The sequence below is a fragment of the Pantoea sp. Fr-CA_6 genome, from assembly GCF_024520895.1.
In the GTDB taxonomy this organism is placed as follows: Bacteria; Pseudomonadota; Gammaproteobacteria; order Enterobacterales; family Enterobacteriaceae; genus Pantoea; species Pantoea agglomerans.
In genome coordinates, this window is record NZ_JALNPO010000003.1 from 159,042 (window position 1) to 173,327 (window position 14,286).

Annotated in this window: 22 protein-coding genes; 7 read left to right on the forward strand and 15 right to left on the reverse strand. The window is 54.7% G+C overall.

What is annotated here, in order from left to right:
• Positions 1–208: 208 nt before the first annotated feature.
• The 3 genes from NR201_RS06760 to NR201_RS06770 all read right to left on the reverse strand — a co-directional run bounded on the left by NR201_RS06760 (position 209) and on the right by NR201_RS06770 (position 2,489).
• Positions 209–538 (reverse strand): DHCW motif cupin fold protein, encoded by a 330-nt coding sequence (locus tag NR201_RS06760; protein WP_010670565.1) that lies wholly within the window; start codon positions 536–538, stop codon positions 209–211.
• A 33-nt stretch (positions 539–571) separates the two neighbouring features.
• The gene (locus tag NR201_RS06765; protein WP_033760791.1) at positions 572–1,264 is read right to left on the reverse strand and encodes an aspartate/glutamate racemase family protein; all 693 of its coding nucleotides are present in this window, start codon (positions 1,262–1,264) and stop codon (positions 572–574) included.
• A 67-nt stretch (positions 1,265–1,331) separates the two neighbouring features.
• Positions 1,332–2,489, reverse strand: coding sequence for an MFS transporter (locus NR201_RS06770; protein WP_010670567.1), 1,158 nt, complete (start codon positions 2,487–2,489; stop codon positions 1,332–1,334).
• Positions 2,490–2,626: 137 nt separating this feature from the next.
• Here NR201_RS06770 and NR201_RS06775 point away from each other — a divergent pair, with 137 nt between their 5' ends.
• The gene (locus NR201_RS06775) at positions 2,627–3,133 is read left to right on the forward strand and encodes a MarR family winged helix-turn-helix transcriptional regulator (protein ID WP_022624551.1); all 507 of its coding nucleotides are present in this window, start codon (positions 2,627–2,629) and stop codon (positions 3,131–3,133) included.
• Between the two features lie 5 nt (positions 3,134–3,138).
• Here the strand turns inward: NR201_RS06775 and NR201_RS06780 are convergent, their stop codons facing one another.
• Positions 3,139–3,741, reverse strand: a complete 603-nt coding sequence (locus NR201_RS06780) for a helix-turn-helix transcriptional regulator (protein ID WP_033768765.1) — start codon at positions 3,739–3,741, stop codon at positions 3,139–3,141.
• Positions 3,742–3,784: 43 nt separating this feature from the next.
• Between NR201_RS06780 and NR201_RS06785 the strand changes: the two genes are divergently transcribed.
• Entirely contained in the window at positions 3,785–4,480 is a 696-nt protein-coding gene (locus tag NR201_RS06785; RefSeq protein WP_033768764.1) for a B3/4 domain-containing protein, read from the forward strand.
• Positions 4,481–4,595: 115 nt separating this feature from the next.
• Positions 4,596–4,916 (forward strand): hypothetical protein, encoded by a 321-nt coding sequence (locus NR201_RS06790; protein WP_256849553.1) that lies wholly within the window; start codon positions 4,596–4,598, stop codon positions 4,914–4,916.
• 294 nt (positions 4,917–5,210) lie between these two features.
• On the opposite strand, the gene NR201_RS06795 is transcribed toward NR201_RS06790, so the two are convergent.
• On the reverse strand, positions 5,211–5,549 hold the full coding sequence (locus NR201_RS06795; RefSeq protein ID WP_010246865.1) for a type II toxin-antitoxin system RelE/ParE family toxin: 339 nt from the start codon (positions 5,547–5,549) through the stop codon (positions 5,211–5,213).
• Between the two features lie 14 nt (positions 5,550–5,563).
• On the reverse strand, positions 5,564–5,839 hold the full coding sequence (locus NR201_RS06800) for a hypothetical protein (RefSeq protein WP_010246864.1): 276 nt from the start codon (positions 5,837–5,839) through the stop codon (positions 5,564–5,566).
• Between the two features lie 450 nt (positions 5,840–6,289).
• Between NR201_RS06800 and NR201_RS06805 the strand changes: the two genes are divergently transcribed.
• Positions 6,290–6,667, forward strand: coding sequence for a RidA family protein (locus NR201_RS06805; RefSeq protein ID WP_191924091.1), 378 nt, complete (start codon positions 6,290–6,292; stop codon positions 6,665–6,667).
• A gap of 25 nt (positions 6,668–6,692) precedes the next feature.
• Here NR201_RS06805 and NR201_RS06810 read toward each other — a convergent pair whose 3' ends face one another.
• From NR201_RS06810 to NR201_RS06820, 3 genes are read right to left on the reverse strand one after another with little or no spacing between them, the layout of a single operon-like run.
• Positions 6,693–7,220 (reverse strand): DUF4865 family protein, encoded by a 528-nt coding sequence (locus NR201_RS06810; RefSeq protein ID WP_033768760.1) that lies wholly within the window; start codon positions 7,218–7,220, stop codon positions 6,693–6,695.
• Positions 7,217–7,606: a tautomerase family protein gene (locus NR201_RS06815; protein WP_089414711.1), complete on the reverse strand. Its 390-nt coding sequence runs from the start codon at positions 7,604–7,606 to the stop codon at positions 7,217–7,219. The genes NR201_RS06810 and NR201_RS06815 overlap by 4 nt, the downstream gene beginning before the upstream one ends.
• On the reverse strand, positions 7,606–7,911 hold the full coding sequence (locus NR201_RS06820; protein ID WP_256843967.1) for a carboxymuconolactone decarboxylase family protein: 306 nt from the start codon (positions 7,909–7,911) through the stop codon (positions 7,606–7,608). Before NR201_RS06820 ends, NR201_RS06815 begins: the two co-directional genes overlap by 1 nt.
• A gap of 96 nt (positions 7,912–8,007) precedes the next feature.
• Between NR201_RS06820 and NR201_RS06825 the strand changes: the two genes are divergently transcribed.
• A complete protein-coding gene (locus NR201_RS06825; RefSeq protein WP_033779946.1) occupies positions 8,008–8,889 on the forward strand; it encodes a LysR substrate-binding domain-containing protein in 882 nt (293 codons plus the stop codon).
• On the opposite strand, the gene NR201_RS06830 is transcribed toward NR201_RS06825, so the two are convergent.
• The 3 genes from NR201_RS06830 to NR201_RS06840 all read right to left on the reverse strand — a co-directional run bounded on the left by NR201_RS06830 (position 8,876) and on the right by NR201_RS06840 (position 10,392).
• Positions 8,876–9,442, reverse strand: coding sequence for a TetR/AcrR family transcriptional regulator (locus tag NR201_RS06830; protein WP_022624560.1), 567 nt, complete (start codon positions 9,440–9,442; stop codon positions 8,876–8,878). The two genes, NR201_RS06825 and NR201_RS06830, sit on opposite strands and share 14 nt — an antisense overlap.
• Positions 9,443–9,569: 127 nt before the next feature.
• Positions 9,570–9,701, reverse strand: coding sequence for a hypothetical protein (locus tag NR201_RS06835; protein ID WP_022624561.1), 132 nt, complete (start codon positions 9,699–9,701; stop codon positions 9,570–9,572).
• A gap of 142 nt (positions 9,702–9,843) precedes the next feature.
• The gene (locus tag NR201_RS06840; RefSeq protein ID WP_010670580.1) at positions 9,844–10,392 is read right to left on the reverse strand and encodes a GNAT family N-acetyltransferase; all 549 of its coding nucleotides are present in this window, start codon (positions 10,390–10,392) and stop codon (positions 9,844–9,846) included.
• Positions 10,393–10,801: 409 nt separating this feature from the next.
• Here NR201_RS06840 and NR201_RS06845 point away from each other — a divergent pair, with 409 nt between their 5' ends.
• Positions 10,802–11,419 carry a pyridoxamine 5'-phosphate oxidase family protein gene (locus NR201_RS06845; protein WP_010246855.1) on the forward strand — a complete coding sequence of 206 codons (618 nt, stop codon included), beginning with the start codon at positions 10,802–10,804 and terminating at the stop codon, positions 11,417–11,419.
• A 124-nt stretch (positions 11,420–11,543) separates the two neighbouring features.
• Here NR201_RS06845 and NR201_RS06850 read toward each other — a convergent pair whose 3' ends face one another.
• The 3 genes from NR201_RS06850 to NR201_RS06860 form a co-directional block, all read right to left on the reverse strand.
• Positions 11,544–11,936 carry a VOC family protein gene (locus NR201_RS06850; RefSeq protein ID WP_256849662.1) on the reverse strand — a complete coding sequence of 131 codons (393 nt, stop codon included), beginning with the start codon at positions 11,934–11,936 and terminating at the stop codon, positions 11,544–11,546.
• 289 nt (positions 11,937–12,225) lie between these two features.
• Complete coding sequence (locus tag NR201_RS06855) at positions 12,226–12,591, reverse strand: type II toxin-antitoxin system PemK/MazF family toxin (protein ID WP_029519587.1); 366 nt, start codon at positions 12,589–12,591, stop codon at positions 12,226–12,228.
• Complete coding sequence (locus NR201_RS06860) at positions 12,591–12,863, reverse strand: antitoxin (RefSeq protein WP_033773606.1); 273 nt, start codon at positions 12,861–12,863, stop codon at positions 12,591–12,593. The genes NR201_RS06855 and NR201_RS06860 overlap by 1 nt, the downstream gene beginning before the upstream one ends.
• 151 nt (positions 12,864–13,014) lie before the next feature.
• Here NR201_RS06860 and NR201_RS06865 point away from each other — a divergent pair, with 151 nt between their 5' ends.
• Positions 13,015–14,205 (forward strand): MFS transporter, encoded by a 1,191-nt coding sequence (locus NR201_RS06865; RefSeq protein WP_256849554.1) that lies wholly within the window; start codon positions 13,015–13,017, stop codon positions 14,203–14,205.
• Positions 14,206–14,286 lie beyond the last annotated feature (81 nt).

Consider the following 14,286-nt stretch of genomic DNA (forward strand, 5'->3'; position numbering starts at 1 on the left):
CTTCCCCACCTCAGGTGAATGCAAAACGTTCATATAAGGCTTCTAGCATACAACCTGATGGAAATTATTCCTGTCAGAACCAGATAACTCTGATGAAATAAGCCATTAATTTTGCTGATTTTTATAAAGCTGATTCAGTTTACTTTTAAAAGTGTCAACGACGCGATGATTCACCAGCAGCTGATCACCAGAGAGGCTGATGGTGAACTCAGTCAACGATGAAGAGTTGCGCGCCTGTGGACGTAAAGGAGCGATGTGGTTCAGCATCGTCCGCCACCTGATAGCTGACGCCCGGTGTCAGCACGAAACGGCGACCATCTGCCAGTTCAGTGTGCAACTCACCCGCCATGCACAGCAAAATATGGCCCTTTGTGCACCAGTGATCGGCGACATAGCCTGGTGAATAGTCGACCATCCGCACCCGGATATCGTTAAACTTCACGGTTCGCCAGGTCGCCTGCCCCTGGTCGCCGGGATGAATCGTCTCTTCAATCTGATCCCACTGGGTCAGGCCAAACGGCAGATTTTCAATTTTCATGCGATTCCCTCAAGGCTAAGTGCAGGATAAACGTCAGGCCAGTGCCTGGGTAACGGCCTCTTCCGCGTGGATAAGCGTGGTATCAAACAGTGGCACGCTGGCATCCGTGGCATCCACCAGCAGTGTGATTTCGGTGCAGCCGAGAATAATGGCCTCCGCCCCCTGCGCGACCAGCTGCTGCATGATCTCCCCATAACGGCGACGCGACGCGGGATTGATCTCGCCCAGACAGAGCTCGTGGTAAATCACCTCATGCACAAAAATCCGATCCTCTCTATCCGGCGTGATCACCTCAAGACCAAACTGCTGCTGAAGTCGCCCGCGATAGAAATCCTGTTCCATGGTGAATCGCGTCGCCAGTAATCCGACCTTACGCACCCCGGCCTGCTGAATGCGCCGTCCGGTGGCGTCGGCGATATGCAGCAGCGGGATGCCCGTTGCGGCGCTGATTTGTGCTGCCACTTTATGCATGGTGTTGGTACAGAGTACGATGAACTGCGCGCCAGCCCGTTCCAGATTGCGTGCCGCTTCAGCCAGTATCTCTCCCGCCTGCTGCCACTCGCCCGCGGCCTGTAGCTGCTCAATGCGCTGAAAATCCACGCTATAGAGCACCAGCTCCGCCGAGTGCAGGCCGCCCAGCCGCTGCTTAACCTGCTGATTGAGAATGCGGTAATAGAGCGCGGTAGACTCCCACGACATACCGCCTAACAGACCAATCACTTTCACAATGCACTCCGGGTTCAGGGGTTTTATTCCAGCATGCCAGATCGACATTGATCGGCAACGGCTTTGTTCAGTTGATACTGTTCTGAGGTCTGAAGCGTCGGGCAATCACCATCAACAGCACCACGCCAGCGCTCATGATCAGCCAGGCCTGGGTCATTGACGTGCCGCTATCACGCACCCAGCCTGCCAGCAGCGGCATCAGAGCCGCAATCAGATATCCGCCTCCCTGCACGCGTGATAGCAGAATGCCCGCCTCTCTGGCACTGCGCGCATGATCCAGCGTGACGATCAGCGACAGCGGAAAGAGCGCACCGATGCCCGTACCCAGTAACAGTGAAGAGAGTATCGGCATCGTACCCGGGTAAAAGACCAGACTCAGCAGCCCCAGCAGCAACAGGGCCAGCACGCCGAGCAGCAGCGGACGGCGATCGGGAAAGCGATGTAACGTCGCCGAGACGATGAATCCTGCCACCACTTCGGTTAACGTCAGGGCCGCGAGCAGATAGCCACTGTGGCGAGCACTCCAGCCCAGTTGAATATAGAATGGCGGCAGCCAGGCCAGCACTAATGTATAAGCACCCGTGCCAATGCCGAAAAAGAGCATCAGCAACAGGGTACGCCGCACAGGCAGCGTCGCTGCATCAGAGGCCACGCTCACCTGCGGCGATCGTCTGACTAAAGTCAGCCAGATCAGCAGTGTGACCAGCGTTAACCCGCCGGAAAGCGCCAGCGCGGGTTGCAGGCCCAGCCATGAAAACAGCGGGTCGGCACCGGCAGCAGTCAGTGCCGCGCCCGCCATAATGCCCGTGCTGAACAGCGCCATCAGCGTCGCCGCGGCCTCAGCAAAGCGTTGCCGGATCAGAGCGGGCATCAGCGCCTGTATCACGCCAATTCCTGCGCCCCCCGCCAGCGCGGTGAGCAGCAGCTGAGAGGGAGTAAGCGTAACCCCGCGCCACAGGCAGGCAAACGTCAGACAGAGCAAACCGGCGGCGATTCCCTTTACCGGCCCGATGCGGGCGATCAGCCACGGGCCAGAGAGTGCGGCCAGGCCCATCATCGCCACCGGCAACGTGGTCAGCAGACTGAACGTCGTCGCCGACAACCCGGCCTGCAGTTGCAACACCGGGAACAGCGGGCCGATAATCGCCAGCATTGGGCGCAGGTTCAGCCCGATAAGAAAAGCGATCACGGCAAACAGAATGGGGAACAACACCTTATTTTTCATCATCGACGCCTTAACAGAGGATTGGCGATGACAGCAACGGGCTGCCAACATTTATCTTAACGTTAAGATAAATTCCCCCCGGTGTTAAGAGGCTGCGCACAACCCGACAACATAACCACAATATTTAAAGGTGATTTATGCATGACCATATTGATTTCGTTGTCAGTCAGTGGGACGACGCGATGCCCGATCTCGACGCCTCTTCAATGCGGATCTTCGGCAGGGTGCTGCGTCTGATGAAACATCTGGCGAAAGCGCGCAGTCAGGCACTTGAGCCTTTTGGTTTTCAGGAGGGAGAATTTGATGTGCTGGCGACATTGCGACGGGCGGGATCGCCTTTTCGCCTGTCGCCCACCCAGCTCTACCAGGCGCTGCTGGTGACTTCCGGTGCGATGACAAATCGTCTGAACCGTCTGGAGCAGCAGCATCTGATTGAGCGTATTGCCGCGCCAGAGGATAAGCGCAGCATGCTGGTCGGGCTGACGCCCCACGGGCAGCAGCAGATTGAGCATGCACTCCGCGTCCATACCGCTACGCAGGAGGCGTTGCTGGCCCCGCTTGGCGCTTCAGAGCGTGCCGAACTGGAAAGGTTGCTGAAAACGCTGCTGCTGGCGTGTCCAGGCGAAGCGACAGCCGCAGAATAGTGCCGTCAGCGCTGCAGTTCGGCCACCGTCATGGTGAAGATAACCGGCAGGTGATCGGCGCTGGCATAGGCATGCGGCATATCGGTTCGCGCTACGGCTGCACAGCCCTGCTGCACCACGAGGGTCTGCTCACCCACCGTTAAGGCGAGCGTGCCCTGCTCGACATGCAACAGTTCGAGTGTGCCTGAGGAGTGACCGGCAGAACGGAAAGCTTCGCCCGCAAACATCTGCCAGCGCCAGAGCTCGATCATATCCGGCCCACGGGTTCCCGCCAGCAGCTGCGCATAACCGCCCTGCTCGCCCTGCCACAGCCGGGGCATTTCGCTGTTCTCAATCAGCCAGGCGTCAGGCGCATGCGCAACGTTGACGATATCTGCCACCGAGACGCCCAGTGCGGCAGCCACTTTACAAAGAATGGCAATGCTGGGATTGGCGGCACCCTTTTCGATCTCCACCAGCATGCCTTTACTGACGCCAGCCCGGCGGGATAACTCATCCAGCGAGAGTTTCTGACTTTTACGCCAGCTTTTGATGCTGTCCGAAACAGCCTGATTGACACTGGCGACATCGGCACCCGCATCGGTCGTTATATTGACTTTTTTGGTCATCGGTCATTACTATGAAATAAATTAGTCACTGAGAGAGTATCCGATGTTATCTGTTCACCCGTCAATCGATCCTGCTGTTTTCGCGCTCGCTCCCGGCTTTCGTGCCATGAGTATTGTGGTGGAAGCCACACCGATTACCCGACCAGACGTTGCCAGCGATGCAATGAAAAGCGCATGCCAGCAGGTGTTAAATGATGATGCGACGTGGGCAGACGCGCATCTCGCCGCCTGGGCTGAGGTGTTTAAAGCCTTTGGTGCCAAAGCGAAACGTACACCCTGTTCGGCAGAAGCATTGCGTAAGCGTGTGCTGCGGGATGGCGCATTGCCTGCCATCGATCCGGTTGTCGATCTCTATAACGCCATCAGCGTTCGTTATGCGCTGCCGGTCGGGGGTGAAAATATCGCGGCCTATGCTGGCGAGCCACGTCTGGTGATTGCTGACGGCAGTGAACGTTTCGATACCGTTAAAGAGGGCGAGGTGGTTTATGAGTCGCCGGAACCGGGTGAAGTGATCTGGCGCGACGATCAGGGCGTGACCTGTCGCCGCTGGAACTGGCGTCAGGGTGTAAGAACCCGACTGGATGCCAGCGCGCAGCAGATGTGGTTCATTCTGGAAAGTCTGCCCGCTATGCCGCTTTCCGCGCTGCAACAGGCCAGCGACGATCTGGTTTCGGGATTACAACAGATGATGCCGGGTGCGCAAATCAGTACGACGCTGATTGAAGCGCCAGCAAACTGAACATTGCCTCAACAGGGGCTGAACGAAGTTAACGGTGAGCAGAAATTGTGGCAGGATACGCGCCCTGCGTCTGGCCATACCCGGCTGACTTAACGGCACTCAACCGGTGACTAAAATGGCTAAAGTAAAATATATGCTGCCCCTGCTGCTGATCCTCGCCCTGGCCGCCTGGTGGTTTATCCCACACGACAGTGAGGAAGATAAGGCGTATTACGTCGCGGTGCTCTGCGCGATTGATCATGATAGTAAGCAGCCTCTCGACCGGCAGATGCAGAACGTCATTGAAGGCGGCAACTCTGATTATGCGCTGCAAAAAATCACTTATAAATCGGGGCTGGGCAGCAGCGTGATTGCTCGCTGGCAGCAACTGACACCTGATGAACAGCAGCGCGCCGCCCAGGATAACCTCGCCTGCCAGCAGATGCTGAAGCGCTGATTTCTGACGGGCGTGTTCATATCATTAATCATATGATTTCGCGCTGGTCATCATTATGGCCGCGCCCGTCCTGGCTTATCCCTACGCATCTGAAATTACCGTGTTTTTTGTCTACGACTTACAGGTAAGCGGGCTTATGAATCCCTGATAACCTGATGCCGGAAGAATATGGGCTTATGGCTGAGAATCCGCAAATCTCAAAAATTGAGTGAAACTAAAACGGGGATGCTGAAAGTGGCACTTACGTTCATAAGCTTTCATTATGCAAAAGCCTGCATTAGCGGGCCCTGAGCGTCATTTCAGTATGTTGTATCTGTAGAGCAAATTTCCGAAATCCTGTTTCATGCTAACGAAAAGAAGAATCTGGATAGTATTGTCCACGAAATCGTACAGAACACGATACTCTCCTTCAACATCAAGACGTTCGCGTAACAAAAGCCCGCGCTCTGAAAGATAAGCATTGTAGCGATACCTTTCAGGATCCTGACTGATATTGTCGACTGAATCCATGAGTAGATTATCGACAAATGCAGCCGCTTGCTGCGCCCCAACTGTTCCGCTCTTATAGGACTCAATGTCCTTGAGACACTGTTCAGCCAGAGGCGCGATTACCAGCTGATATTGTTCTGACACTCAAAGCCTCTCTATTATTTTCTTGCGGCACGTAACCTTCCCAGAACGTCTTCAGGGGTCATGCCTTTGCCATCAGCGACTTCCTTTTTAGCTTGCAAGGCCAGCTTGAAAAGGGCGTTTATGTTTCTTTCCTGCTCGATCTCTCTAATCTCAGCCTGACGCTCAGCAGCAGTCTGGATGAAGAGTTCAGAGACGCCGTTTTTTGTTACGTATACTCCACCTTCGAAGGCGGCAGCATTTCCGAGACTGTCTCTGGCAAGCTTCTGGGACATGGTTTGATTTGAGTTCATACATGATTTCCGATTAGACAGGACGGGTAAAATCAAAGGGATTGCCGGTAGAGCCATCCAGATTTCATCGTTAGTTAAAATACTTCACAGACTGTAAGATTTGAACTGACCCTCTCTTTTCCGAGGGACATAGGGTGAATATAACCCAGGAGTGAAATCGTGTACATATTTATCCACCCTATCCACGTTACTGAATCTGGATGGCAAGGCATCGTCCTGATAGGTTTAAAAGCAGAAGGTAGTCATGCTATTCAATGTATTGTATATAGCACGCAACACAGGTCCGGCGTTGATGTCTGAAATCGACTGAAATCGTCAAAAGATCGCCTTAACCACCAGCAATCACCTCTTCTGCCTATTGCCGATTTGTTAACACAACCCGCTATCGACTCTCGGCCTGCTTTAATGCCAGTAGCCTGTATGGTTTGAAATCACTTAAAAGAGAAAAATATGACGATGCCAGAACGCAAAAATTACCCGCAACTGGGCGAAGTAAAAGCGCCTTATGTCCACGCAGTGAAGCATGGCGCGACGCTGTATGTCTCAGGACTGACCGCTTTTGGTACGGCGGCTCAGCAGGGAGATATGGCTGAACAGGCAGAAGCCATTTTTAATCAACTCAGGGCGGTTGCCGCGGCTGAGCATACGTCGCTCGCAGCGCTGCTGAAGGTCACGATATTCATCACCTCTTTCACAGAGATCACCGCGCTGCGGGAAGTGCTTTATCGCAACTTCGGCGAGCATCTGCCCGCCAGCTCGCTGGTACAGGTCAGCGGACTTTTCTCCGCTGACCTGCGCATAGAGATAGAAGCCATTTTTGCCCTGTGAGTAGAAAGCAGCGACATTCCCGATGCTAGAGTTGCAGATCCGCGGCGGCTGCACCCCGTGCCAGATAACCGATCCGATAGACTTCCTGCTCGCCAGCGGGGCGCTGGTGTGAAGCGTTAACGTCTACTCCCTGCCAGCGGCTCACATCCCAGGCGCTGATCCCTGTTGTTACCGGCAGTGTCGTAAGGTCTGAATGCGGTGGAATCGTCCAGCGGTTCAGCGTTATAAAGCGGGCATCGGCCAGATCCGGCATGTGGGTCTGCCCCTCAAGCGCCAGCCAGCTTTCGATGATCGGCCAGCCAAAATCCCTGACCAGCGTCGCAAAGCCAGGACTTTGCAGGAAACGCTGCATACCACTCGCCTCCCGCCAGAAATAGAGCGGCGCATAACGGTTTTCATTCTGTCCGTCATCATCACGGCAGGTGTAGAGATACGCCTTGGCCACCAGCCCTGGAAAGCCATCAAGCCGGGCTCCGTTCAGACTGATGCGCTGTTCAATGATGCCCATGTCGTAGTCAGCGGGCAGGGTAAAACGGTAGTGCATGATAATCATAACGCCTCCTGTGCCAGCATCCTGCCGCCGCTAAAGCTCCACTCTTCGGTGCTGTTAAACTGAATGATGATCATCACGTCGTCAGGATCGATCGCCATCTCCGCCTGAAGCGTCGTACAAAGTGAATGATAAAACCGTTGCTTCTGTTGCCGGGTTCGCGGTCGGCCTGCCGTCACCTGAAACAGCACGAAATTGTCGCTACGCCCGCCGCTGAGATAGTGACGATCAAATACCCGCTGTCCGGCGGGCAGCATCTCAATCAACTGAAAGCAATCATGCTCAGGAACGTCAAATTCCGCGACCAGCGCCTGCTGAAGCAGCGTGGAGATGTGATGCAGAGCCGCCTCGCTGTAGCCCTGACGCAGCGTAATTCGGGTAAAGGGCATCAGTAATTATCCTCCAGATAACCCAGCGCGGTGACGGCGGCGGGCCAGCCTGCGTAAAACGCCAGATGGGTGAAGCTCTCCACCAGTTCATCCTGCGTCAGCCCATTTTGTCGGGCGAAATCGATGTGCCACGGCAGCTGCTGGACCCGCCCCAGCGCGGTTAACGTTGCCAGTGTCAGCAGGCTGCGTTCACGCGTTGACAGCAGTTCGCGCTGCCAGATATCGCCAAACAGCACCTGCTGTGTCAGTTCGGCCAGTTTTGGCGCGCGCTGCGCCAGTGTTTCCCGATCAAGCGATTTTTTCATTGCACACTCCTCAGTGGTGAGACAGAGTGTCACTCAGGCCTTCAATCCTGAAAATCAAATTAATCAGCTATTACCATCCATAATTACAGGACAATAATGAACAAGGTACCGGAGTCCCTCGATATGGATGCGCTGCGCAGTTTCGTCGCTGGCATTGATGCCGGCAGCTTTGCCCTGGCGGCACAGCATCTGTGTCGGTCTGCCTCGGCCGTGAGTGCGCAGCTTAAGAAACTGGAGCAGCAATGCGGCACGGCGCTGGTGATGAAAAAAGGGCGTCATGTGCAGCTGACCCGCAGCGGTGAACAGCTGATGAGTTACGCCAGACGCCTGCTGTCGCTGAACGATGAGACATTGCGGGCAGTGAAAGGCGAAGCGTTGCAGGGCGAAATACGCATCGGGATGCAGGAGGATTTTGGCGAGGCGTTGATGCCGGACATTCTCGGCGCGTTCAACCGGCAGCATCCGGAGGTGATGCTGACCGCACGCGTCGACAGAAATCTGCCGCTGCTTACGGCGCTGGCCCGTCATGAGCTGGACCTGGCGCTGCTGTGGCAGGCAGAGCAGCAGGCTGGCACGCAGTTAATTGGTCAGTGTCCGTTAGCCTGGATACAGCATCCGGCGTTTGATCTGGCGGGATATCTGCAGCGCGGCGAGCCGCTGCCGCTGGTGGCATTCGATGCGCCGTGTGTCATGCGATCGCGCGCCATTGAGGCGCTGGATAAGGCAGGTATTCCGTGGCGAGTAGTGTTCACCAGCCACAGTCTTAGCGGGATCTGGGCGGCATTACAGGCCGGGCTGGGCATCACCCTGCGCACCCGCGCAGGGTTGCCGGAGACGCTGGTGATTGAATCACACCGGCTGCCAATGCCCGGCTATCTGGGTATCGCGCTCGCCCGCTCAGATCAGGGTGACGATCCGGCGCGAGCACTCTTGCAGCATCTGATCACGCAAGCCGCCCTGCCCTTTATTCAGCGCTGACTGCTGTCTGAAATGCCCGCTGAACCAGAGACGAACAGTATTTTGCTGAGATGTCGCGGTCACCGAACAGAATATGAAACATCACCGGCGCCACGACCACATCGATGATGCGATCAACGTCAAAGCCTGATTCGCCGCGTGCCTCGGCCCGACTTTTCAGTGTTTCAAGATGCTGATAGGTAAACCCACAGCATTTCTGGCTCGCCACTTCAGCCTGACTTCCTATCACATCAGCCAGAAGCTCACGACCGACTTTGGACGACATCTCTTCAGCATACTGCTGGATGAACGCGGTAAGATCGCCGGCCGTCGATCCGGTATCTTCCGGTTCTGCAATGGGCCGCATCCGTGCCACGGCCACATCCGCCAGCAACTGGGACAGATCGCCCCAGCGCCGATAGATCGTGGAAGGTGTCACACCTGCCTGTTCGGCGATCATCGGCACTGTAATAGCTGAACGATCAAGCGTTTCAAGCAAGCGGTTAACGGTGTTATGCACTTCCGCCTGAATACGTGCGCTGCGCCCACCCTGCCGAATCATCTCCCTCGCCATCTCTTTCTCCCGCTTTTATCAGCCTGAACGTCATGGTTAAAGCAACGAAGTTGCATTAACAGATACCGGCAGTGTACCGCATCTCAGGCTGAGCAGGCGCTAATGTGTGCTATCGGGCGATTGAGAATCAAGGCTGCAGTTTACTCAGGACAGATTTAACCGGCTCGGCGGTGAGACGTGACGAACGGTTATCTGATGCGCCTATCCATAAAAGACTGACTGCCATAACTGCTGAAATAAAAATTGTACGAATATCCATAAAGCCTCCCCTGATTAAGGTGGCTAAAGTAATCCACACAGGGGAGTATTAATCGCGGGATAAGAGAGGGTTTAAAGGGACTTTGCGCGAAAAGGTGGCGCAGATTTCGCCACGCCTGAATCACAAACGGGAAAGATCAAACTTATTCGGTAACGATGTTGCCAGCCGCAAGCCAGTCACGTCGTGTCAGGGTGTACATCAGGCTGGGAGGCAACCCCTCAGGATCGTCGACCTTTTTCAAAAAGGTCAGGCCCGCTTTTTCCAGTACCCGCCGCGAAGCCAGATGGTTTTCGCGCGTCACACCCGTAATGATGCTCAGCCCGGCCTCTTCGAATCCGTAGCGAATGGCTCTGCGGGAAAGCTCGGTGGCATACCCTTTTCCCCAGGCAGCAGGCTCAAACCGGTAACCGAGATTATTCGTCTGACGACCGTCAAACTGGCTTCTGAAAACGCCCCCAAAGCCAATGATTTTATCCGGATGGGCTTTCTCAAATATCGTCCAGTCGCCAAAACCCTGTTCCTGATAGCTCTGTAATATGCGCTCTATGGCCTGAATGGCATACGTTCTGTCGGGCCATGGACCTCGCGGGTTAAATTTATGCGTTTCGGGGTCGCCATAAATTCTGAAGAGGTCGTCAAGATCCTCGCGAAGAGTATATCTGTAGAGCAGCCGCTCTGATTCCCAAACCATCATGCGCTCCTTTTGGGTGCTGAATAAGCAATCTTTACTCTTTATATCAGCAACTTCTGCTGTCACCAACTCTGTTAATACGCTTAACGAACGGTGGCTAATTTCAGAGCACAAGCCGCGGTTTTGTACTCATCTGATTGCAAAATATGGATCTCTCATCAGAGGCTGTCACTTCGTTGTGTTGTGCTTCTGATATTGGTAAAGGGTGGAAAGAGGTTGCCGCCCCAGGTAATAAGCTGTTTTCGCGGCGGGAAGACGGATTCACCTGGGGCGATTGCCATAAAGGGTGGCGAACGGGTTCTGAATACGCTGCATGGGTGTTAAAGTGCAGCTTAAACTGGCGCGTCGGGTCTGTGTAGTCTCACCTTCAGCGTTATGAGGATCTGAATAGTGAAAGGAAAGTGCAAAAATGTCTGAACAGAGCAGCATTATCACTGAACTTACCGAACTTGAAGGTCTTTACGGCACGGTCGCCCGGCCCTCTGTCGCTAAAGAGACGGATCATATTCATCCCGCCTATCGTCCGTTTATCGCCGCCTCGCCTTTTGTGGCGCTGGCAACGTCGGGGCCTGAGGGACTGGATGTTTCACCGCGCGGCGATCCGGCCGGATTTATCGAAATCGAAGATGACAAGACCCTGTTACTACCCGACAGACGCGGCAATAACCGCATCGACAGCCTGCGCAACATTCTGCATGACAATCGGGTAGCGCTGCTTTTTCTCATCCCTGGCATTGGCGAGACGTTGCGCGTGAACGGCACGGCAGCAATCAGCACCGACCCGGCGCTGCTTGAGCGCTTTGCCATCAACAATCAGCTGCCAAAAACCGTATTGCGCATCACTGTGGAGAGCGTTTTCTTTCAGTGCAGCCGGGCGATTATTCGCTCCGGATTATGGGATGCCGAAACGCAGATCTCACGGCAGTCGCTGCCCAGCACCGGTTCCATCCTCAAACAGATTGCAGAGATTGATGGCGATGCCTACGACAAAGCGCTGCCTGAGAGATTGAAGAACTCACTTTACTAATCGCCGTTCAGGGCCTGGAGGCTTCACTTGATCCGGCGTGCTGATGAGTGAAGTACTTATACTTTCGGAACGGAGATCACAAGTGCGCCTGCAGTCACGCCTCTAAGCGCAAACAGCGATAGCGTTACGCAAAGCTCTCCAGTATCTGCTTTGCATCCAGGTAGTCGTAAGAGGTCACTTCAATTTTATTATTGCTGAGATCGCTGAAATAGACGGACATCGACACGTCATGGTCGCTGACGCTGAAAGAGATTTTATTCTTACGGAGTACAGGCATAAGTTCGTTGAAAAATGATGCTGCCACCCCGAAAGCCACCGTATGGCCTGGTGGCTGAGATTTTCGCAGGAAAAGAGAGAGTGATGCCCTGTTATTTCTTATGACCAGCGGCCCACCCTGTTCAAACCAGAAGTACAGGGAAGGGTCGCGTTCAAAGCCCAGGATCTTGTTGTACCACTTTTCTGCCTGTTCAATATTTTCAACGTAGAGATGGATATGATCGATCTCAGCTATCTTCATCATCTGGCTCCCTGATTGTTATTAACAGTGAGACTCGCCGAAATATTATTGATAAACAACCCGCAAAGCACATAACAACACGTATCAGGAAACGGACAGAGAAGAGCGCAGGAAAGCGGCCCGGAGAGACAAAGCGCAGGCGAAGGGAGAGCGGATGTGAGTTAGCATAAACGAGCCCCATTTGGGGTTGTAACGCTTGCATCAGGTCACACGATCACAATATGGACCAGACCTTTATGCTTTCCAGGAATTTATAATTATTAAGTTTTAACTTTCAGCCAGTGTTGATTTACCGCGGGTCGATAAGGTCTACGACCAAAGACAATATTTCATCCATAACATGTGGCTCAACTGTGGCGGCATAGCTTGCCCTGCGCGCAGTCAGGTCAAGCGAGCGCACCTGATAGCACAGCGCCACGCCGGTCACTTTGCCGGTATCTGTGCTGTTACCGTCCAGATAAACGGTCACGCCCTGTGAGCGTGATGCGCCGCCGCCACTTGTTACCGGCACGCAAACTGCCGTTCCCAAAGCCGCAACCAACTCCCGTTGCGAGATAACAAGGTAATAATGCGGCCCTTTAAACTCTCGCCCTTCAACCGGATCGCCATTAACGTGCCAGATTTCGCCTTTCTGCGGCACTCTCCTTGAAACCATCAGATATGCTCCCTGCCCTGCGTCGCGTCGTTCAGCCCGTCCGCGGCCTCTTCGTTATACTGTTGAATTTCCTGCTGATCGATACCGGCCAGCAACTGAGCAACTGTGCGGCGACCGCGTGGTACACGCGTTACCGGCACAATATTCACGGATTCGCCTTCTGCGGTGACGTCCAGCTCAATGCCAACAGTCCAGCCCGCTCTGGCAGCAATCTCGCTGGGGATAGTCAGCACGACCGCCCCGCCCTGCTGACGAAGTCTTGTTGAAGCCATATCTCCTCCCATGTGTGACTTAGTAACACAAACCTTACCACAGGGTGACACTAAGTCACACAGCAAAATAGGTTAAAGCAAAGATATTGCATTAAGGCACAGATAGCCGTATACCTTATTAAAAGCTAATACTTTGCATTAAGGTAATTTCATGAACCCCACATTGACGCCTCAGGCTGCTGCCCGCACCACGCTTTTCAGTTTTACCGGTGCGGCGCTGATTTCCGCCACCAGCAGTGCGCCAACGCCGCTCTACCCACTTTATCGCAGCCTGTTTCATCTGACGCCAACCATGCTGACGCTGATCTTTGGTGCCTATGCTTTCGCGTTACTGGCCGCGCTGCTGACGGTCGGTAAAGTGTCCGACTATACCGGCCGCCGCCCGCTGATGCTGCTGGCGCTGGCGATCAATGCGGTCGCGCTGGTGATCTTTATGACTGCCAACTCTGCCACCACCTTAATCGCCGCCCGACTGGTGCAGGGCTTTGCTACCGGTATTGCCTTACCGACCTTTGGTGCCAGCCTGATTGACGCCAGTAAAACCCGTGGGCCACTGCTGAACTCATTCACCGCCTTTCTGGGGATGACGCTGGGCACGCTGGCGGGCGGCATACTGGTCACCTTTGCGCCCTTTCCCACGGTGACGCTTTACGCGCTGCTGCTGATACTGATGCTGGTTGCCATGGCGCTGTTGCCGCTAATACCAGAAACCATTGCGCCTCAGCCGGGTGTTCTGGCCGCACTGCGACCTCAGGTCAGCATACCGCGACGCGCGCTGGGCCCGCTGTTAATGGTGACGCCGGTTAATATCGCAACCTGGATGCTGGGCGGATTTTACCTTTCACTGATGCCCTCAATGGTGGCGAACGCAACCGGCCTGACCTCGCCTTTTATCGGCGGCTCGATTGTGGCGACGCTGATGCTGAGCGCAACGGCAGCAGTATTTCTCTTTCGCCCGTTACCGCCTGCGCGGGCATTAGTTATCGGTACGCTGATGCTGATAGCGGGCGTCAGCGTCACGCTTACAGGCCTTTCTCTGCACAGCGTGGCCTGGCTCTATCTCGGCACCGCTATTGCGGGTCAGGGATTTGGATCGATTTTCTCCAGCGTGCTGAAGATCATTATGCAGTTAGCTGAAAGTCATGAACGCGCCGGACTGTTCTCCGCCTTTTTAATCAAAAGCTATCTCGCCTTTGCCCTGCCTGCGATTGCCGCCGGAATGGCAGCGCCCCATATCGGGCTGAACCAGACCGCCTGGTTCTATGGCATGACTATTATCGTGCTGGCACTGGTGTCGCTGCTGGCGATCAGAGGTCGCGCTTTAGCCGGAGCGGCCAGTTAATAAACCCGCCCGACGCGGCCAGATATCTGCCGCGTCATCCACAAACGGCAATTTTCACTTACACTCAACGGATTAATTTCA